Source organism: Mesobacillus subterraneus (assembly GCF_003937825.1).
GTDB lineage: Bacteria > Bacillota > Bacilli > Bacillales > Cytobacillaceae > Mesobacillus > Mesobacillus subterraneus.
The window spans coordinates 250848-270984 of record NZ_RSFW01000017.1; the positions used below are offsets into that span (position 1 = coordinate 250848).

A 20137-nucleotide genomic window follows, 5' to 3' on the forward strand; every position below is an offset into this window, starting at 1 on the left:
CCCCCCTATTGCTGGCAGCATTCGATAATCGACGATTCGAGCACCTCAAAGCCTTCCTCAATCTGTTCATTTGTGACTACAAGCGGTGCCAACAGCCTGATTACATTGCCATTCAGCCCCGCGCTCATCACAATCAGGCCACGTTCATGAGCTTTCTTGAGAATCTCCTGTACGAGCGGTGCGTCAGGTTTCCCATCATGATCAAAAAACTCAATTGCACACATCGCCCCCAGTGAACGCACATCACCAATTTCGCTGCAGCTGCTGGCCAGCTTGCCGAATCGGTTCTGAAACTTCTCCCCAAATGCATTTGCCCGATCAAGAAGTTTCTGCTCTACTATCATTTTAACGACTTCTATGGCTGCTACACAACCAAGAGGGCTTCCCCCATAAGTTCCTCCGATTTCACCAATGCCAGCTGAATCCATTATTTCCGCCCTGCCCGTGACAGCACTTATGGGAAGACCAGCCGCAATGGACTTAGACATCGTCATCAAATCTGGTATGACATCATAATGCTCCATCGCGAACATCTTTCCGGTCCTGCCGAAGCCTGTCTGGATCTCATCCGCTATGAACAAAATTCCATATTGCTCACAAATCTGTTTTACTCCCCTCACAAAAGCTTTTGATGGAATGTTGAATCCGCCTTCTCCCTGGACAGGCTCCATGATTACTGCCGCAATTTCAGTTGCCGGAACCTCGCTCTGGAAGAAGATTTCAAACTTTTTTAGCATATAGGCATCCAATTCTTCTGGTGCCAGGCTTTTATCCTGGGAGTAGACCGGGTATGGCCACTTATAGGTTTCCGGTGCGAATGGTCCGAACTGGTATTTATAAGGTTTCACCTTGCTTGTCAAGGACATTGCCATATATGTTCTTCCATGGAAGGCACGTTCAAATGAAATGATTCCCTTTCGTCCAGAGTATTTCCTTGCGATTTTTATCGCGTTTTCTACCGCTTCCGCTCCGCTGCTGAGGAAGAATGTTTTTTTATCGTGAATTCCAGGGGTTATTTTATTCAGCAATTCAGCCAGCTGGATATACGGTTCATACATCATGACGTGGAAGCACGGGTGAACGTAACGGTCTATTTGTTCATGCAGTGCCCTGACAACTTCAGGTGGGCAGTGCCCTACATTAAGCGTGCCAATTGCTCCCGCAAAATCTATGAAGGTATTTCCGTCCACATCCGTCAATAATGCTCCTTCCCCTTTATGTGCGAATGATTTGATTGTATTGAACGGGCCGACCGGGACACTTCTCTGTTTTCTCTCAATTAGTTCCGATGCTTTCGGTCCCGGTATGGCCGTTTTGATTTTTATATCCCCCATTTTCATGTACCCCTCTTCTCATTCACTTGTTCCACACCATTTAAGCAGTGACAGAGCGATGATTTCAGCCGCTTCAAATACATCTTCAAGCTTGATGTATTCATTTGCCTGGTGTGCTGTCTCCGTTACTCCCGGCCCAAAAACCACGACCGGTATCCCGCCCACTTTAGATAGGATGCCTCCATCTGTCGCCCATGGCGAGGCTTCAACCAACGGGCTCCGATCCTTTACTGCCTGGAAGCTTTCTGATAAGATCCGGATCAATTCATGATCAGGGTCAAGGTCTCCCGGGAGCCAGCTAGCACCAAACCACTCCAGCTCCGGTAAGTGTTCGCTCAGCCAAGAATCCTCCTTGCCGAGGCTGATAAGCGCCTCAAGCAATTCCTGCCTCGCATGGTCCTGATTTTCATTCGGCGCTACTCCCATCCTGCCTTCAATGATGGCCAGGTCAGGTACAGATGAGGGCCAATCTCCTGAATGGAGTTTTCCTATGTTAATAGGAATTGGAATTGGAATGCTGTCAAAAAACGGATCCGTGATCCGTTCGTTCCTGATCGTCTCCAAAACTCTCAATCGATCAATCACAAGCATTGCCTTTTCAATCGCATTTACGCCTTCATAGCGGGTTCCTCCATGTGCTCCCTTTCCTTTAACGGAAATCCTGAACCACATGGAGCCCTGTTGTTTCGGGAACATTTTCATATTGGTCGGTTCAGGAATGATCGCACCATCTGCTTTATAGCCTCTCAGGACGGCAGCAAGACTTCCGGCTCCGCCACTCTCCTCCTCAATCACACTCTGGAAAATGACATCACCCTTTAACTTGATCCCTGAGTTTTTGATGGCCTCGATCGCCATCAATAGGGAAGCTGTTCCACCTTTCATATCTGTGGATCCCCTGCCATATAATTTGCCGCTTTCAATATGCCCGCTGAAGGGCTCTTTTTTCCAATCGTTATGATTCCCTGCTGGCACCACATCAATATGGCCATTCAAGATCATCGATTTGCCCCCGCCTGTCCCTCTCATGATCCCGACAGCATTCGGGTTCCCGCGGAAATCTTTACGGTCAGAACAAAATGCCGGGTGTCCTGAGAGTCCGTCTCCGCCTATTTCCCAAATGTCCATTTCCAATCCCAATTCCCTGCATTTTTCAATGATGACTGCCTGCGCTCCGCTCTCATTTCCTCTAACGCTTGGTTCCTGGACTAATTTTTGAAGCAGCCGTGTCCCTTTGATCCTGTTTTCTGTAATGTAACTCCGCACTTTTTGTTCAGCATTTTGCACGCTATCAGCCCCTTTTAGTAATCAATGACTCGGAGATCCTCTGCGACTGAAAAATCACATCCTGTCCTGGCGGCAATTTCCGTGATTGTATGTGGTGCAAACAGTTCAGTCAGAAGCAGGGAACCATTTTCTACTTTGAAAACGGCAAGGTCGGTGATCACGAGGTCCACACATTCCGATGCTGTCAAAGGCAATGTGCAAGATTCAAGGATCTTCGGTGCCCCATTCTTATCTGTATGGTTCATCAAGACAATAACCTTCCTCGCTTTCTGTGCCAGCTCCATCGCTCCACCCATTCCAGGCACCTTCTTGCCGGGAACGATCCAGTTTGCCAGGTCGCCCCGCTTGCTCACTTGCAATGAACCTAGAATGGTGAGCCCAACCCGGCCTCTGCGGATCATCCCAAATGCCATTGCACTGTCACAATACGAAGAGCCTTGCAGAACCGTAACTGGAAATCCCCCGGCATTGCATAAGTTCTCATCTTCCAACCCCCTCACAGGAGATTCCCCCATGCCGACGATCCCGTTCTCCGCGTGGAACATCACATTCATGCCTCCTGGAAGATGGTTTGGCACAAGTGAAGGAATCCCTATGCCCAGATTGACAACCATTCCTGGCGTCACTTCCTCGGCAGCCCGTTTGGCCATTCTATTCCTGACATCTATTCCCATGCCCATTTCCAATTCACTCCTCCTGAAGGGATCACCATATCGACGAAGACACCCGGTGTGACGATTTCTTCGGGATTCAAACTGCCAAGCGGGACGATTTCCTCAGCCTCGGCAATAGTGAAGGCGCCTGCCATCGCAACCAGGGGATTCGTGTTCCGGGCGCTTTTGTCAAAAACAAGGTTTCCATATGGATCCGCCTTCCTGGCATATACAATTGAAACTTCGGCAGTCAGTGCGGGTTCAATCAAATAATCCTTGCCGTTCAGCTCCATTGTTTTTTTACCTTTTGAAACCAGGTCATGGCCAACACCTATATCTGTCAAAATTGCGCCAAGTCCCATGCCTCCTGCCCGGATCCTTTCGCACAAGGTTCCTTGCGGGGAAAACTCGACCTCCAACAAGCCTTCTGTCATCAACGTTCCTGCAACTGGGTTGGATCCAATATGGGACGCGATGATTTTTTTCGCCCTGCCCCTGCTCACGATCTTTCCGATGCCGATTTCGGGAAAACCCGTGTCATTTCCAATCAACACAAGATTTTTTATATTTTTTTCCAGTATGCCGTCAATCAGATCCGGAGGGGAACCGACCCCTCCAAACCCACCGAACATCAAAGTCATGCCATCATGAAAATGTTCCATCGCCTTCTCAAGTGTCGCTATTTTTCCGAATGGGTTCTCCATCTTAATTTCCAACTCCATTTCCATCATGGAATCCCAGTGTTTTATATACTTCTATAAAAGTAGTTTTCAAGAGACGAATCAGCTCATCTATTTCCCTTCTGGTAATGGTCAGTGGCGGTGCAATGATCACCGCGTCCCCTGACATGCCATCCAGGCCTGCTCCGGCAGGATACAGGAGAATTCCATGGTTTCTCCCTGTTTTCACTACAAGCTCCGTTAATTTGACACTCCGTTCGAAAGGTATTTTGGCACCTGGCAATTCAACGAATTCAAGACCAAGCAACAGCCCTTTTCCTCTTACATCCCCAATGAAATCAAACTGCGACTTCAGTCTTTCCAATTTATTTCTAAGATAGATGGACTTGGAATCTACTTCCTCTAAAATCTGATTATTCTCCAGGTATTCCATCACTGCCAAGGCCGCAGCGCAAGATTGAGGATTGGCACTCAGTGTATGCCCGCTCATGATGACCTTTGATCCGTTAAGAATCGGCTCCATAACATGATCGCTCACTACCGTTGCGGCAATCGGCGCATAACCCGCTCCCATTCCCTTGCCCAGCGCCACAATGTCCGGCATGATGTCCCAATGCTCACATGCAAGCATCGGTCCAGTACGGCCAAAACCTGTCATGACCTCGTCGGCAATGAATAAAATATTGTTTTCCTCACAAATCTTTTTGATTGTTTTATAGTAGTCATCAGGCGGAGAAATCGCTCCTCCCGCCGCTCCGATGACTGGTTCTGCTATAAACGCGGCGATATGGTCGGAACCGATCCTATTGATTGCACCCTCTAGTTCCTTCGCGCATAAAAAACCGCAGGCCGGAGCTGTGCTTTCATATGGACATCGATAACAATACGGCGGAGAAATCGACGGGAATTCCTCCAGCAGCGGAACAAACCTCGCTCTTCTTCCTGGATGTCCTGACATGGACAGCGCTCCGAGCGTGATTCCATGGTAGCTGATCCACCTGGAAAGGACTTTGGTTTTAGATTTTTGCCCCTTTTCTTGCCAGTATTGAATGGCTATTTTCAACGCCGTCTCGGTAGCCTCGGAACCACTGTTCACAAAGAAGCTCCAGTTCAAGTCACCTGGCAGTTTCTCCGCGAGTTTAGCCGCCAGCTGTTCAGCCGCCTCACTTGTGAATTGAGACCGATACACGAACGAAACCCGCTTCGACTGCTCATGCATCGCTAAAATAATTTCTGGAACACCATGCCCGATGTTTGCTGTAACAGCCCCGGAAGCAGCATCAAGATACTTCATTCCATCTTTGTCAAAAAGATATACACCTTTTCCATAGTCAATTTCAGGATAGCTCTCATCCAGGGCAGGTTTAATCAAGTAGGACGGCTTCATATACTCACTCCATTCACCGCGATTAAAAATATGGACATTCTCTAAATTGTATGAAATAAAAACGGGAATCTTTCTTGTAGTTGTAAAAATTCCGGCTTAAAGCCTAAGGGCAAGCATTTGCGGAAAAAGGGTTGGTTTTAGCTGACAAAAGCTTATTTTGAGAATAGAGGGTGGCAATTTGGACTGAAAAATTGGGACGTAGTTTCCAGCGGATGGAAAAAGTAGTGAATAAGGTTCATTTCGTAATGAAAACAGGGATTTTCGTAGTGATTATTGTTAATTTCGTAGTGATTAAACCGATTCTCGTAGTGATTAATGCATTTTTCGTAGTGATAGTGTTAAATTTCGTAATATTCCTCCTTTCAAGATGGCATGATATGCCCGCAAAGCCTGTCTGAGAAGGTTTGTCCCTCCTAAACTTGCTGTTTATTGTTAAAAGAAAACAATTCCCTCCTGAAAACACAAGATTTTGTCTTGAGTTTAAATTAAAATGGCGGCATTATCGCTACAGGAAAAAAATAGCCAGCTATTTAGATTCCAAACAAAAAGACACCCATTACAGGTGCCTTAGCGAGTATTTTATTCCTTTTGCTCAATAAAGATTTCTGTCTCTTTCCCATATGCTTTTACTGAAGCTGCCGCACCGATTGGCAGGGTGGCAATTGGCTGGACATGTCCAAAATTGACGTTTGCAATAATGGGGATATGCCGCAGCTCTTCCTTGCTCAGGATAATTTTTCGTAAAGCCTCATCGGTAATATTCGAATTCTTTTGGAAGCGTCCGATCAAAATAGCCTTGATGGAGGAGGCATCCGGAAGGTGCAGCAGTGATTGAAGGTCCCGGTCGAAGCTCCGCGAGTGGCTTTCCTCATCATCTTCAAGGAACAAAATACTGTCCTTGAGAGGAGGCATGAATTCAGACCCCTGGAGAAGGTTCATGGTACAGAGGTTACCGCCAATCAATTTCCCCTCCGCTTTGCCTTCCTGGATGATTGTATAACCCTCCTGTTCGTGGAAGGTCCGATTTTCCTGGTCAAGATACCATGCATCGTCCGACCACGTATCAGAAGGGATGATTTCGTATGGGGCATCATTTGTAACGGCTTGTAAAAATGACTCCATCGTGTATTCGAGCCCGTGTTTCACGCCAAAGCTTGAGAAGTGGGGCCCTGAATAAGTGACCAGGCCCGTTTTTTGATAGATTGCCAGCTGCAAAGCTGTAATGTCACTGTATCCGCAAAAAACCTTGGGATTAGCGGCGATCAGCTCAAAGTCTATATATTTCAGCAACTGGTTTGAATTATAGCCGCCTATCGCCGTTAAGATCCCTTTGACATTCTTGTCAGCAAACGCGTCATGTAAATCTTCAATTCTCTCTTTGATAGTGGAACTGAAAAACTCATCATGGGCATCCGCATTTTTTCCAAAGGTAACCTTGAATCCGAGATTGGTCAATCTTTCAACAGCAAGATCTACCTGTGCTTCTTTCAGGATGATCATGCTTGTGGAAGGGGCGATGATCCTGATTTCATCTCCCGGCATTAATTTTGGTGCAAACATATTCTCCCCGCCTCTTCTATTCATATTTAATATTTTATCAAAGAAAAAGGCAGGGTGTAATTATATTTAAACCATAGCCGGCTCCGGCTCCATCTCCCGTCCTGTTCTGGACTTTTCAATAATGTCTGTCGCAATCCATACTCCGCAGGCACTAGCCTGTGCCAATCCTCTCGTGATTCCGGCACCGTCGCCACCCACATACAGACCGCTGATCTCCGTTTCAAACCGGTCATTCAGCTTTGGCCTTGCGGAATAGAATTTTGCTTCCACTCCATAGAAAAGGGTATGGTCGGATGCAAGGCCAGGTGTGACATGGTTCAACGCTTCTGTCATTTCAATCAAGCTCTTCAGAGTATTGTATGGAAGGACCAACCCTAAATCCCCAGGAACCGCTTCTTTCAAGGTAGGCTCTAAAAACCCTTCCTTAATCCTTTTCTCGGTTGATCTGCGGCCTTTCAGAATATCTCCATATTTCTGGACAATCAGGCCGCCATTCGAAAGGCTGTTGGCCAATCGAGAAATTTCGTGGGCATACTCATTCGGTTTATCGAACGGCTCAGAAAAAGTATGGGAAACAAGCAAGGCAAAGTTGGTATTGCCGCTTCCCAGTTTTGGATCTTTATAAGCATGTCCATTCGCAAGCATAATTCCCGAATGGTTCTCGACCACCACATGTCCGGATGGATTACTGCAGAATGTTCGTACACTTGTGCCTACGGATGTATTGAAAATGAATTTCCCTTCATACAGATGCTCATTTATTTCTTCCATAACGACATTGGATGTCTCAACCCGAACACCAATATCGACCTGGTTATTGATCATCTTCAACCTTCGCTTTTTCATCATCTGCGTAAGCCATTTGGATCCATCACGCCCAGGGGCTACCACTACCTTCTCAGCGAAAATCTTATCTCCATTTTTCAGTTCAACACCCATTACCTTATGGCCATCAGGAGTCTTTTCAGTGATCAGGTCTTCGATTTCTGTCTTGAAGGCCATGTCGATTTTATCCTTTAAGTATTCGAAAATATTTTTCAAAATTTCAAGATTTTGTTCAGTACCGAGGTGCCTGACTTGCGCGCGGAGCAGCTTCAGCCCTGCTGCATATCCTCTTCGCTCGATTTCCCTGACTTTATCTGTCATCGGATCAGTAATGCTTTCTGTTGCTCCATGCTTTAAATTGATGCCATCAACATATTTAATCAGTTCGACAACTTTTGAATCAGGAAGATAATCCGTCATCCAGCCGCCGAATTCACTTGTAATATTGAATTTACCATCGGAATAAGCGCCGGCTCCGCCAAATCCATTGGTGATCGAACAGGCAGGCAAGCATCCGGCAAAATCCTTTTTACCGGCTGGCGGCGGGCATTTCTCTATTTTTTTCTGTAAAATAGGGCAATTTCTGCGATAAATATCATGGCCCTTATCCACTAGCAGTACATTCGCGCCTGGCATCTTCAGAGATAGTTCATAGCACGTAAAAATTCCGGCTGGTCCGGCACCAACGACAATCACATCATAGTTTGTTTTCATGTAGCATCCCCCGCCAATCTGTATTTTGCTTAACCACTGGTAAATATAACAAAAGAACACAAGAGAGTCAACAAAATATACGAACTATTTTTACTGCCAATCAATTAATGTTCGTGTTTTATCCGGTAACAAAATAAGAGGCTGCCTGTTCAGGCAGCCTCCAAGTCTCAGTTTGCGTTCTTTATATTTCCGTGCATCTTACCAAATATGGCTGCAGCATGCACCGATGATGATCAACAAGATGAATAGTACTACAATTAGCGCGAATCCGCCGTAACCATAACCTGCTCCTCCTACACCTGCATAAGGGTAACCTCCACCGCAGAATGTACCATAAGCTGGCGCTGTTGCCATAGGTGCTGTTACTGGCATAGGGGCATTATCGTATCCGTACATTAAAAACCACTCCTCGTTTGTTTTTGAATTGCTTTCCCTTTACGGTATGATATGGGTACTTGACCTGTTTGTGTATTTGCCTATTTTTATAAATAAATCGTTTTTTGAAATATAAAAATAATTCTTTTCTTTGACTGCACTTTAGGTAAAAATGGATATAGCAATGTTTTTGCTGGAGGAATCAACCCAGAATGAAATCAAACTTCAGAAAGTTCCTGGCTTTATTTTTCATAACAGCGGCTTTACTTTTTTTATTCGCTATGCAATCGGAACATTACCAGTCGGAAGATTTGAACGTATATGAAAAAATTGAGGAAGGCTCTTCGATTAATTACTTGGTCATTGGCGACAGCATCGGCAGAGGTGCTGGGGCTGAAAGAAAAGAACTCCGCTGGTACAGCCAGTTTGAAGTTCTCCTGAAAAGCTACAGTGGATCACGGGCCTATCGAAATCTTGTCGTCCAAAGCGGAGCTACTGCATTTGAAGGGATCTATAAACTGCAGAAGACATCGCAAAAGAAAGACATCGACGTCATTTTTCTATTCTTCGGTGAAAATGACCGTAAATATATGGATCCTGAAACATTCGCTTTTTTTTATGAGAAACTGCTCAGAGATGCAAAAGAATTTCATCCAGAAGCAGAAATCATTACGATCATTGAAAGTTCCCTAAAACAAGAACCCTATGCGCATGCAATCAAGAACGTTTCAAGCCATTATGGGGCAAAACATCTTGATATGCGGATTCCTTTTAAAGAATCTGGTTTGCTGACTGAACACCTGACAACAGATATGGTCCACCCTAATGGGAAGGGGTATCAGTTATATGCGAATTCAATCCTTGAGTTAATGAAGGAGAATATGAAAAGCGGAGCTGATATAGCCAGTTTCCCTGACCCAATAGCTATGGATAACTCCTTTTATCTGTCCGAAAAAAAGGAGATTGCTTCTAATGGGGGGTTCAATTATGAAAAAGGATTGTATGTCAGCAGGAATCCGGGTGAAGTGCTGGAATATGTATTCGAAGGTCCCATCCTCGGAGTCACGGCAATTCGCAGCGTGGAGGGAGGAAAGGTAAAGGTTTATATAGACGGGGAATATATCCGGACGCTTTCAACCTGGTGGCCTTTTACGCGCGAAAGGTATCTATATATTGCAAGCGGACTTGACCCTGGCCGCCATACCGTCCGGTTTGAGACAATTGGCCATCCCGCCTCTGCCGTCGCAGGTGTAAATGAAACCATCATCATAAAATCCATCATCATTGCGAAGGAAAAAGAAGATTAATGTTAGAAATATTGGTTTCCGGCATGTATGATACATCCATACATGCTGTGTAAGGAGATTGAAATGAAAAGTATCATAAAGAACTTTATAAATGGGATTCTGACAATTGTCCCAATCATTCTTGTCATCTATGTCATCTACAAAACGTTCATGTTCTTGGACAGCTTGCTGGGAAATAGTTTAAGGCCGTTTTTACAGGAAAGATATATTCCGGGAATTGGCTTGCTGACCACACTGATCCTGATCACTGCCCTCGGCTGGCTGTCGACTCGTTTCATCACTGGCGGTTTGATCAAGATCATTGATCGGCTGCTGGAGAAAATCCCCTTTGTCAAGACAATCTATTCAGTGATAAAGGACACAGTCCACTCTTTTCTAGGCGAAAAAAAATCATTCTCAAAGGTGGCTTTGGTAACGATTCCCGGCACCAATATGAAAAGCCTCGGTTTCATCACAACAGAGAACTTGAAGGATTTTTACGAACCATTGTCAGACCATATAGCTGTCTATGTCCCGCAAACCTTTCAGGTAGCAGGGTTGACGTTCCTGATTCCGAAATCAGAAGTCGAAATCATCGACGTCAAGCCCGAAGATGCTATGAAATTCATTCTATCCGGCGGTATGACATCAAAAAATGGGGAAACAAACGTAAAAGAAAACAGCCGCTGATTTTTATGCGGCTGCTTTCCGTTAGTTCGCTTTTTCATCATCTTAGTTGCTTTCCGGACCAACAGTAAAATGGCACAATCAATGCGAAAACAGCCTCTAGTTAAACGTTACTTCCAGAACAGGTGTTGATCCCTTCTCCACATTTCCTTGATTCAATTTTTCAAGGGATGCTGCCTGGTCCGTATTCGTAATAATAATCGGAGTAACTGTACTCTTCGCTTTTTCGCCAATTACGGCTAGATCAAAGGTCACGAGTTTCTGACCGGCCTTTACTTTGTCGCCCTGGCTTACATGGGTTTCAAAGCCCTCGCCCTTCAGGGAAACTGTCTCCAGCCCAATATGGATCAAGATTTCCGCTCCGTTCCTGGCCCGTATTCCCACCGCATGTTTGGTCGGGAATACCTGCATGATTTCACCATCGACCGGTGACACTACAACTCCTTCGGAAGGTTCAATTGCCAGGCCGTCTCCCATCATTTTTTCCGAAAAGACAGGATCCGGAACAGCACTTAAATCAACTGCTTTCCCTGTGATTGGCGATAACAGCTGGATCGTATTGACTGGTTCTTCTTTTTTGCCAAATAACTTCCTAAACATTGAATCTCATCCCTTCTGCCTCAGTATCATCATTCACCAAAAAGCTTAAGGTAATTACTATAGCCTTCTTCAGCCATTTTTTCCTTAGGAACAAACCTTAACGCTGCGGAATTGATGCAATACCGCAAACCATTTTCTCCTGGCCCATCATCGAAGACATGGCCTAAATGTGAATCTGCACTTTTGCTTCGGACTTCCGTACGGACCATGAAATGGCTGAAATCCTGCTTCTCAATAATTTCTTCATCCTCAATTGGCTTTGTGAAACTAGGCCAGCCACAGCCTGCATCATATTTGTCACGAGAGCTGAATAGTGGCTTTCCCGAAACAATATCTACGTAAATTCCTTCTCTCAAGTCATTCCAATATTCATTCCTGAAGGGCGGCTCTGTCCCATTATTTTGAGTAACCTCATATTGCATTGGAGTAAGCCTTTCCTTTAACTCTTCCTGGTCCTTTTTCATACTCTATTCCCCCCAATTGTTCCTGATAAAAGCTTCCCTGCCGGACCCTTTGTGATAGGCATTGTATCTTTCGGGATTTTTCTTGTAATACCCTTGATGATAGGTCTCTGCAGGATAGAACGTCTTTGCTGGCAAGATAGCTGTGACGATTGGTTTTGAAAAGCGGCCGCTGTTCTCAAGTTCCTTTTTGGAACCTTCAGCAAGCTTCCTTTGTTCCTCGCTATGATAGAAAATGGCGGTTTGATAAGACTGACCTCTGTCAAAAAACTGGCCACCAGGGTCTGTCGGATCTATTTGCTGCCAATATAATTCGAGCAATTTGGTATAAGGAAAAATCACAGGATCAAAAGTGATCTGAACGGCCTCATAATGCCCCGTAGTCTCTGAACAAACTTGTTCATATGTAGGATTTTCAGTTGTCCCGCCTGTATAGCCGGATGTGACGCTGATGATTCCCGCCTGTTCATCAAACGGTTTTACCATGCACCAGAAACACCCTCCTGCAAACGTCGCAAGCTCTAATTTTGGCTTTTCCATCGTTCCTCATCCTTTCAGGCACCGGTTTTCACATGAGTGTCGCTTCTTAGACTCTCCTCTTCGCAATTAAATCCGAAAGTAACGTAGGCGAAGAAAGACATAAAAAGCACTCTACTCAAATACTTATTCCCTATTGTAATACTTTTAAAGCAAAAAACACATTGAGAACACTTATATATTGAAATAGAGGATGGGGTCAAAAGGGTGATGAATCTATGGAAGCAATGTTGGCTTCGCCTTCATCCCGCAATCAAACCAAAAAAGAGGCCCCCAATAGGGATGGCCTCAAATCGTCACTTTCGTTTGAATTTTGTTTTTTGCCGGATATCCTTACTGATGTTCTTCCAATGCCGTTTTTCATCAGCCTGCGCCTTTTTATCCACTTTCCTGTCAATGTAGGCAAGTTCTTTTTGAAGCTTTTTATAGCTGGCAAACCGGTCTTCATCGAGCAAGCCATTGTCGATGGCTGATTGTACTGCGCAACCAGGTTCATTTGTGTGGCTGCAATCACGGAATCGGCAAGCTGAGGCGTACTCCTCAATTTCGGCAAAGCTTTCGTGAATGCCCTCTTCACTTGTCCAGAGCTGAACTTCCCTCATACCTGGAGTATCGATCAGGATGGCTCCTTCTTGAAGCATGATCATTTCCCGATGGGTGGTGGTATGTTTGCCTTTATCATCACTCTCCCGGATTCCCTGGACTGCCTGTTTTTCAAATCCAGTCAGGGAGTTGACTAGGCTTGATTTGCCAACACCTGATGACCCTATCAAGGCTACAGTTTTACCTGGTGCAAGATAACTCCTCAGTTCATCAATTCCAGCAGAATTGACTACACTAATAGCGATCACAGGTATTCCAAGTGCCACTGCGTTAACAAGTTCAATCTTATCCGCAAGATCATCTGCCAAATCTGCCTTGCTTAAAATAAGGACAGGAGTGGCTCCGCTTTCCCAGGCCAACAGGAGATATCTCTCTATACGACGAAGGTTCAGGTCATCATTAAGCGAGTTTACGATAAAAACAGTATCGACATTTGCGGCTACAATCTGTTCTTCTGTTGTCATCCCGGCGGCCTTCCTGGAAAACTTGCTAAAACGCGGCAAAATCCCCTGAATTGTCCCTTTCAATTCCCCTGGGGAGGTTTTTACTGCAACCCAATCACCGACTGCTGGCAGGTCTTCACGATGGAGAGCATCATATGTCAGTTTCCCGGCAAGCGTACAAAGATATTCGCCTGTCTCCAGCCAAACCCTGTAGCTATGCTTGTGTTCCAGTGCTACTCTCCCTAACTCAAATCCCTTTGATCTGTATTCTTCAAAAAGGCTGTTCACTTCAGCCGTCATACCCATTTTCTCAAGGTTATTCATTCATTTTTCCTCCATTGTGCTTAAATAATATAAAAAACCACAGGCACACACGACCCGTGGTTAAAAAGCATGGAGAAAAAAGACAAATAATCCTTTATCCGCTCAGGCTAGTGGGCCGTGCAATAATCGATCGTCACTATTGAAACAATTAACTTTCTGCTCATTGCACTCCACCTGCCTCTCTTAATGTTATCTTTAGTATATGGAAAATCGTTCCTTATGTAAAGCCTTAATGAAAAGTTTTTAAGTGATTGGATGGTCACCCTTAATCGCCCCCCAACCCTAATACACCTGACATGCCCAATTCGCATAATTTAACAGGAAGAATGTTCATTAGGAGTGAGGGGCATGTCCAATTCAAGAAACCAGTATGATTACATGCACAAAGCGTCAATGTATGATTTACTGGCAAATTATTATAAATATATCAATCCAAACTTGCATGTGATGTATTATCACAAGCACCTTCGCAATTTGCAAAAGGCTGTACAGCTAATGCGTTCTGACACTGTTCCAGTCAATCCCGAAACAGCCAGGCCGTCCATGCTTCGCTTTCTGCATGCATCACCCAATGTGAAGACAGTTGATATTTATTTGAATGGCAGCCGGGTACTAAGGGATTTTGATTATAAGAACAATAGCAGCCATATGCAGCTACAGCCTGGTAAATATCAGGTTGACATTTACCCTGCTGGGGAAAGTGTTTCAACCGTCATCAGCAAAAAAGTCACGCTCCAACCAGGAAGGGTTTATACGGCAGCGATTGCTGGTCCGTCTGCCAAATTACAACTCCTGACGTTCGAAGACCGCCCGCAAACCCCGGTTGGAGAAGCAAAGGCCCGGTTCATCCACCTGTCCCCCGATGCGCCGGCTGTAGATATAGCAGGAATGAACGGAGATATCATCTTCCCGAATGTATCTTTTAAGCAGGCGACAACCTACCTCGCTCTCATGCCAATGAACATCACATTGGAAGCTAGAGTTGCAGGAACAAAAAATACTGTGCTGACCATCCCTGACATTAAATTAGAACCTAACAATGCATATACGATTGTTGTGGTTGGAACAGCTAAAGGCGAACCCCCTCTTGAAGTGCTTTTGCTGCAGGGGTAAAAAGCGGCCGGGAAACCGGCCATTTCTCTTTTTTTAACAAAGAAAAAGAAGGCGCTCAATGCAACACCTTCCTAATCAGCAGGAACAAGTAATGTGAATTTAATCTGATCTTTATTCAAATCAAATTCGTTCACCCGTACCTTTATATCACTCTTCAGCTTCAGCCTTTGCATCGAGACATATACCCTTTCCTCTTCAGGTTGGATAATGACTGCTTCTGGCAAGTCATAGCTGTCCCGTACAAATTTAAGGACTGTTGAAACAGGAAGCCGCAATTTCCCAACCGATATTGACCTTTGCTTCAGAATTAAATCCCCATTTTCCTGCGCCTGTGGTTCAAAGGTTAGCCTCAATTCCAGCTCCTGGCTAAATAATGGCAGCGTTCCGTACAGTTCAACCTCATCCGTCAGCAGGACCTGATAATCGATGTTGTTGCTCTTCGCTTCTTCTTCGAGGTAATGATTTATGACCCTATTCAAATCACGTTTGTTTGTCGTTACATGAAAGGCCACATCGTCTGTCTCCCTGTCCCCTTCGACAGGTTTCATTTCTGACTCCTCAACCGGTGAAGCTATCAGGATCCATACAAACAGAAATGCAGCGGCAATTACCCCCAATAAGATAAAAAATCCGGTTTTCCATTTGTTCTTCATCAATCAATAGCTCCTCGCCTAATTAAAAGTAATTACCCTTACTCGTCCACCTTACCGAGAACATTCTGTTCGAGCAATTCATATACCCTGTCTGCAATCAATTGGTACCCGCGGTCATTCGGATGGAAATAATCCGTATACAGCAGGTTCTCCTCATTATTCAGGAAAATATCATGTATGTCGACAAAGTAGGCATTCTCATCATTCTCAACAATCTCCTGACTTTGTCTGTTCCATTCATCCACAATTTCATTCATTTCCTTCACATCTGCAAACCAATTAAAGAATGGATTATAAAGACCGACCAATATGATAGGGGCTTGATGATTTTGCCTTCTGATGGCTGAGAAAATCGCCTCTAACTGCCTTGCAAAAACGATTTGTTCTTCCTGGAACTGGTTCAGCTCCAGTCGGGAAAAGTTTTTCTTTACCACATTCATTAAATCATTTCCGCCTATTGTCAAAATCACCATATCCGCGTCCCTTATGGATGCTTGGATATTCTTGTTTTTCAGCCTTTCAAGCAGCTGGTCAGTCCTGTTTCCTCTGACCCCAAAATTCTCAAAGTTTGCGTTTCTGACTGTTTTTTCTCTCTCCAGCTGTTCTGCAAGATAGGGGATATACCCACCAGAATCAGTACTGTCTCCTACTCCCTGGGTTAGTGAATCCCCTGCCGCCACAATGTGCAGATCCTTCGGAAAAAACGAATCCGGAAGGGCTTCCTTCAGTTGCATCCCCGTTTCTTTCGCTTTATTGAAACTCCCATCCCTGAGGCTTTCAATTTGACTGCAGGAAACAAGAAAAACGGTCAGGCAGATATAAAGTAAGGTGAGTTTTTTTAACATCTATGTTCACCTGCCTTTAAAGTACACTCATTATATCATTTAATTGGCATCATTTGAATTGAACAGTCTGTTTGCCTCTATCCAATCCAAAGCCCAGCAAGTCTTTCCCGACAAAAAATAGACCGCACAAGCTGCGGCCTATTGAAGAGTTTTAATATCTTTGATTATTTGTTCAAAAGGGACTTCTTTAAGCCCAGTGTAGTATTTTCTCATATTTCCGTTTTGGTCGACCAGGTAAAAATCCGTGCCATGGATGACTTGATCACCTGATTCCGGTTTTTTTACGAGTGCCTTGAAACTTTCAAGCGCGAACTGTTCGATCTCTTCCTGTGAGTAGCCCGTCAGGAATGACCAGTTCGAGAAATCGACGCTGAACTTATTGCCATAATCCTTAAGTACTTCAGGACTGTCAACCGTAGGGTCCACACTGAAGGATACAATCTCGACATCTTTGAGGCCTTCTTCTTTTATCATATCCTGAAGCTTCGCCATGTTGGCAGTCATTGGAGGGCACACGTCAGCACAATTTGTGAAAATAAAGTCAGCCACCCATACCTTTCCTTTCAAATCCTCTTTTCCGAAAGATTTACCATCCTGGTTGGTGAAAGTAAAATCTTCAATCGGATAGTTTTTCGCATCCTTTAAGCCGCCATTGCCACAGCCTGCAGCTATGAATGTAATTGCAGCCAGGATCACCAGCAACATCCCTTTTTTCAATTGAATCACCTGCATTTTCTCTAATATGTCCACACCTCATTCTAGCAGACGAATGTGAGAGAAGGAAGAGAAAGGTATGTGCGAAATATGAAATGCTCTTACAGCCTCATGCCGTTTCGTTATGGGTCTTTGAATTTTTCATCGTAGTGAAAAAATCTTTGATAAACTCTGTATACGAAAAATTAACTGCCACTTTATGAATAGGATAGTCTGCCTTTTCTATTGATCCTCGGAAATCCCCAACACTCATTCCAAAAGCATCCCCTCTGTTTACAATAATCTTTACCGGTACATCTCTATAGGTGATGTGATTTTCGTGCACCAGCCCCCACAGTGTCAGGACATCGTGAAGAGGAGCACCTGTCAGATTAGGGTCCCTGGTTTTATAGAATTTGTAATAATAATCGAACATAGGTTTTACTAACTTTCCAACCTCGCTGCCAATGCTTCGATAATACGCGTCCAGTTCATTGATCAATGCCGGCGTAACAATTGCACCACTGGTTACGTTTAGCGGAATGATTTTCACGGGAGCTTTGGCTTGTGTCAGCACGATGTTGGCGGCATAAGGGTCGCCATAAAAATTGGCTTCTGCTACTGGTGTCACATTTCCTGGTTCATTAAATGTACCGCCCATGATATAGAAGTCCTTCACCTTCTTCATCGTCCCAGGATAAAGAATGAAAGCGGCTGCGAGCGAGGACAGACGGCCCACATTCACAACTATTATTTCATCCGGGTTTTCTTCAATAATATCCTGAATTCCATGGAAATTTTCCAAATCATAATCCACTTCGATGTCTGGTATGATAGGACCCAGCCCTTCGACCCCGTGCACATCTGGTACATATTCTGGCGGGTCACCTGTCAAAGGCAATTCCGCACCTGCAAATGCTGGTATATCAGTCCTGCCAGTGAGTTTCTGTAAGTACGCCGCATTCCTGAGGGCGTCCTGCTTAGACACATTTCCATAATCGGCAACTACACCAACCAAATCAATCTCTTTATTGAAAAACGCATATAAAACAGCAATATTGTCATCGATCCCAAAATCACTGAAGAACAAAATCTTTTTACCCAATACCGGCACCCCCTGTTAAGATTATATTTTGAGGGTAGAAAATAATGGCAATAAAATAAAAAGCCCTGAAAATCACCCAGGGCTTTCGGTATAAATCGGGACACAAATTTCAAATGTGGTCCCCACTCCTTTTTCACTCGAAACTCTAATTTTACCCTTCATCCGCTCAATAATCTGATAGCAAACCATAAGACCCATACCAGTACCTCGTTCTTTTAGGGAGTAAAAGGCGGTTCCCAGCCTGGATAGCTCTTCTTCCGTCATTCCGATGCCAGTATCGTTAATGATAAAAACACCATATGATTCCTCTTGATCAAGGGTGAGCGTCAATTTCCCTCCTTCCCCCATTGCCTCAATGCTATTTTTCAGGATATTGATCAAGACCTGTTTTAACTCATTTCGGTTTCCTCTGATTTTTATATCCGCTTTAATCTCTGTGTGGATGGATATATTTTTTGACATCATCGCGTATGAGGCCATTAAGTCCATTACCTGTTCTGCCATCTGCCTGCTTTCAATAAGTTCGAGCTCACCTATATCGGGTTTTGCAAGGCTTAAATAGTCATTAATAATGGTTTCAGCCCTGTTCAGTTCTTCGACCATAAGCTTAATATACATATGGTCTTCTTCATTCATGTCTTTGGAGAGGAAAATCTGGAGAAAACCTTTCACAACAGTCATCGGATTCCTGATTTCATGTGCTACCGATGCTGCAAGCTGGCCGATTGCATTCATTTTCTCAGCTCGCTGGAGCTCCTGCTGCAATTTCGTCCGTTCATATATATCTTCCATCGTGTTGATCGCTTCCTCCAGCAAGATGGAATCCTTATCCTCAAGGGCAGCTTGGCCAAGCTGCTTCGAAGCCGCTGAAACCCTTTCAAATAATTGAGATAGCTGGGAAGCCATTTCATTGAAACCTTCGCTTAATAAACTCAATTCAGATTGGTCATGTACAGGAAGCCGGACCGCAAAATTACCTGAACTGATTTCCTTAATTCCATAAAACAAATCATTGACCGGCTTCAAGACTCTTTTGAAGCCCCAATTCAAGGTGATGTACACCACCAGTATGATGACAGCCATTTCTGCAAGCAGGATAAAAAGAATTTCTTCCTGGTTATTTTTAATGATGGATGCCTTTGCATCGACCCCCAGCAACCCGACGACATTACCCTTTTCATCAAAAATCGGAGAAAATGAGGTAATCCACGATCCATATTGATCCGTGAAAATATCGGTGCTTGTTATAGTTTTATCGTCTCTGGCCTTACTGAAAGCTGCCAGGAATTCTTCCCCGGCGTCATAATACGTCATGGAACCAAATCCATACTCCTTATAACTGTCCGAAACGGCAAGGAACAAAATCTTTTGATTTTGATATTCTTCTGGTTGGACAATATATGCACCAAGGAAAGTATCATTCTTATCTCCGACCATGCTAAGCAGCCTTTCGAGTCGTTTCATCGAGGGAGCCGACAGGTTTCTGCTATCTTTTATCTTTTTGATGTCTTCCGGATCCAGAGTTGATGACCATAGACCTGCTACACCTTTTACCTCATCAGTCATTTGATTTTTCAACTGCTTTGACTGCAGGTAAAAGCTGATGCCAATCGTCGATACGACGACCAAAGTTGTAATGATGAAGGAAAACAACAGGATTTTTTTGAACAATGGCAGATTCTTTACATTAAGCTTCATATTTTCATAGTCACATTCCGTTCCATACTGAATTGAATAATTGAAACTATTCGACATCACCCAATGATTATCCTGTTTTACATCACTTCCAATTATTGAATTTCATAAAGAATTTTTTATTGTTCGCCCAACTAAAAAAACCGGAATCACATGATTCCGGTTGCCTGTTTCGACTGAATTTCTATATGAATTCCTATAATTTAGTTCTTATTGTTGTGCAGCTTCAATCCAAAATCATGCGCTCTTGAACTTACATCAAACCATTAGTCAAAAT

General features: G+C 44.2%; 20 protein-coding genes. 3 read left to right on the plus strand and 17 right to left on the minus strand.

The genetic code is table 11. The annotated features are described in order from the left end of the window. Positions 1 to 5: 5 nt before the first annotated feature. From gabT to EJA10_RS15785, 8 genes are all read right to left on the minus strand, one after another. Positions 6 to 1334, minus strand: coding sequence for a 4-aminobutyrate--2-oxoglutarate transaminase (gene gabT, locus EJA10_RS15750; protein ID WP_125480967.1), 1329 nt, complete (start codon positions 1332 to 1334; stop codon positions 6 to 8). Positions 1335 to 1352: 18 nt separating this feature from the next. Continuing rightward, positions 1353 to 2621 (minus strand): peptidase, encoded by a 1269-nt coding sequence (locus EJA10_RS15755; protein ID WP_125480968.1) that lies wholly within the window; start codon positions 2619 to 2621, stop codon positions 1353 to 1355. 14 nt (positions 2622 to 2635) lie between these two features. Continuing rightward, positions 2636 to 3301, minus strand: a complete 666-nt coding sequence (locus EJA10_RS15760; protein ID WP_125481026.1) for a 3-oxoacid CoA-transferase subunit B — start codon at positions 3299 to 3301, stop codon at positions 2636 to 2638. After that, a complete protein-coding gene (locus tag EJA10_RS15765; RefSeq protein ID WP_125481025.1) occupies positions 3286 to 3978 on the minus strand; it encodes a CoA transferase subunit A in 693 nt (230 codons plus the stop codon). The genes EJA10_RS15760 and EJA10_RS15765 overlap by 16 nt, the downstream gene beginning before the upstream one ends. 1 nt (position 3979) lies before the next feature. Beyond that, positions 3980 to 5341: an aspartate aminotransferase family protein gene (locus EJA10_RS15770; RefSeq protein WP_125480969.1), complete on the minus strand. Its 1362-nt coding sequence runs from the start codon at positions 5339 to 5341 to the stop codon at positions 3980 to 3982. 579 nt (positions 5342 to 5920) lie between these two features. Then, positions 5921 to 6901, minus strand: coding sequence for a S66 family peptidase (locus EJA10_RS15775; RefSeq protein ID WP_125480970.1), 981 nt, complete (start codon positions 6899 to 6901; stop codon positions 5921 to 5923). Between the two features lie 66 nt (positions 6902 to 6967). Further along, on the minus strand, positions 6968 to 8440 hold the full coding sequence (locus EJA10_RS15780; RefSeq protein WP_125480971.1) for an NAD(P)/FAD-dependent oxidoreductase: 1473 nt from the start codon (positions 8438 to 8440) through the stop codon (positions 6968 to 6970). Between the two features lie 198 nt (positions 8441 to 8638). After that, complete coding sequence (locus tag EJA10_RS15785) at positions 8639 to 8794, minus strand: YjcZ family sporulation protein (RefSeq protein WP_125481027.1); 156 nt, start codon at positions 8792 to 8794, stop codon at positions 8639 to 8641. Positions 8795 to 9027: 233 nt separating this feature from the next. Between EJA10_RS15785 and EJA10_RS15790 the strand changes: the two genes are divergently transcribed. Both EJA10_RS15790 and EJA10_RS15795 read left to right on the plus strand, forming a co-directional pair. Continuing rightward, positions 9028 to 10122, plus strand: coding sequence for an SGNH/GDSL hydrolase family protein (locus EJA10_RS15790; RefSeq protein WP_125480972.1), 1095 nt, complete (start codon positions 9028 to 9030; stop codon positions 10120 to 10122). A gap of 63 nt (positions 10123 to 10185) precedes the next feature. Then, positions 10186 to 10791, plus strand: a complete 606-nt coding sequence (locus EJA10_RS15795; RefSeq protein ID WP_125480973.1) for a DUF502 domain-containing protein — start codon at positions 10186 to 10188, stop codon at positions 10789 to 10791. A gap of 96 nt (positions 10792 to 10887) precedes the next feature. Here the strand turns inward: EJA10_RS15795 and EJA10_RS15800 are convergent, their stop codons facing one another. The 4 genes from EJA10_RS15800 to rsgA form a co-directional block, all read right to left on the minus strand. Then, entirely contained in the window at positions 10888 to 11388 is a 501-nt protein-coding gene (locus EJA10_RS15800; protein ID WP_125480974.1) for a PTS sugar transporter subunit IIA, read from the minus strand. 29 nt (positions 11389 to 11417) lie between these two features. Further along, the gene (gene msrB / locus EJA10_RS23820; protein WP_246017817.1) at positions 11418 to 11852 is read right to left on the minus strand and encodes a peptide-methionine (R)-S-oxide reductase MsrB; all 435 of its coding nucleotides are present in this window, start codon (positions 11850 to 11852) and stop codon (positions 11418 to 11420) included. 3 nt (positions 11853 to 11855) lie between these two features. Beyond that, positions 11856 to 12389, minus strand: coding sequence for a peptide-methionine (S)-S-oxide reductase MsrA (gene msrA / locus EJA10_RS23825; protein ID WP_246017818.1), 534 nt, complete (start codon positions 12387 to 12389; stop codon positions 11856 to 11858). Between the two features lie 293 nt (positions 12390 to 12682). After that, the gene (gene rsgA / locus EJA10_RS15810) at positions 12683 to 13756 is read right to left on the minus strand and encodes a ribosome small subunit-dependent GTPase A (RefSeq protein WP_211340583.1); all 1074 of its coding nucleotides are present in this window, start codon (positions 13754 to 13756) and stop codon (positions 12683 to 12685) included. Positions 13757 to 14104: 348 nt separating this feature from the next. Here rsgA and EJA10_RS15815 point away from each other — a divergent pair, with 348 nt between their 5' ends. Continuing rightward, positions 14105 to 14869: a DUF4397 domain-containing protein gene (locus EJA10_RS15815; protein WP_125480975.1), complete on the plus strand. Its 765-nt coding sequence runs from the start codon at positions 14105 to 14107 to the stop codon at positions 14867 to 14869. A gap of 71 nt (positions 14870 to 14940) precedes the next feature. On the opposite strand, the gene EJA10_RS15820 is transcribed toward EJA10_RS15815, so the two are convergent. The 5 genes from EJA10_RS15820 to EJA10_RS15840 form a co-directional block, all read right to left on the minus strand. Further along, positions 14941 to 15522, minus strand: coding sequence for a YpmS family protein (locus EJA10_RS15820; RefSeq protein WP_211340584.1), 582 nt, complete (start codon positions 15520 to 15522; stop codon positions 14941 to 14943). Positions 15523 to 15560: 38 nt separating this feature from the next. Continuing rightward, positions 15561 to 16367 (minus strand): SGNH/GDSL hydrolase family protein, encoded by an 807-nt coding sequence (locus tag EJA10_RS15825; RefSeq protein WP_125480977.1) that lies wholly within the window; start codon positions 16365 to 16367, stop codon positions 15561 to 15563. 138 nt (positions 16368 to 16505) lie between these two features. Then, the gene (locus EJA10_RS15830; RefSeq protein ID WP_125481029.1) at positions 16506 to 17072 is read right to left on the minus strand and encodes an SCO family protein; all 567 of its coding nucleotides are present in this window, start codon (positions 17070 to 17072) and stop codon (positions 16506 to 16508) included. 118 nt (positions 17073 to 17190) lie between these two features. Continuing rightward, positions 17191 to 18165 (minus strand): nucleoside hydrolase, encoded by a 975-nt coding sequence (locus tag EJA10_RS15835; protein ID WP_125480978.1) that lies wholly within the window; start codon positions 18163 to 18165, stop codon positions 17191 to 17193. A gap of 72 nt (positions 18166 to 18237) precedes the next feature. After that, a complete protein-coding gene (locus EJA10_RS15840) occupies positions 18238 to 19920 on the minus strand; it encodes a sensor histidine kinase (RefSeq protein ID WP_246017824.1) in 1683 nt (560 codons plus the stop codon). Between the last annotated feature and the right edge of the window lie 217 nt (positions 19921 to 20137).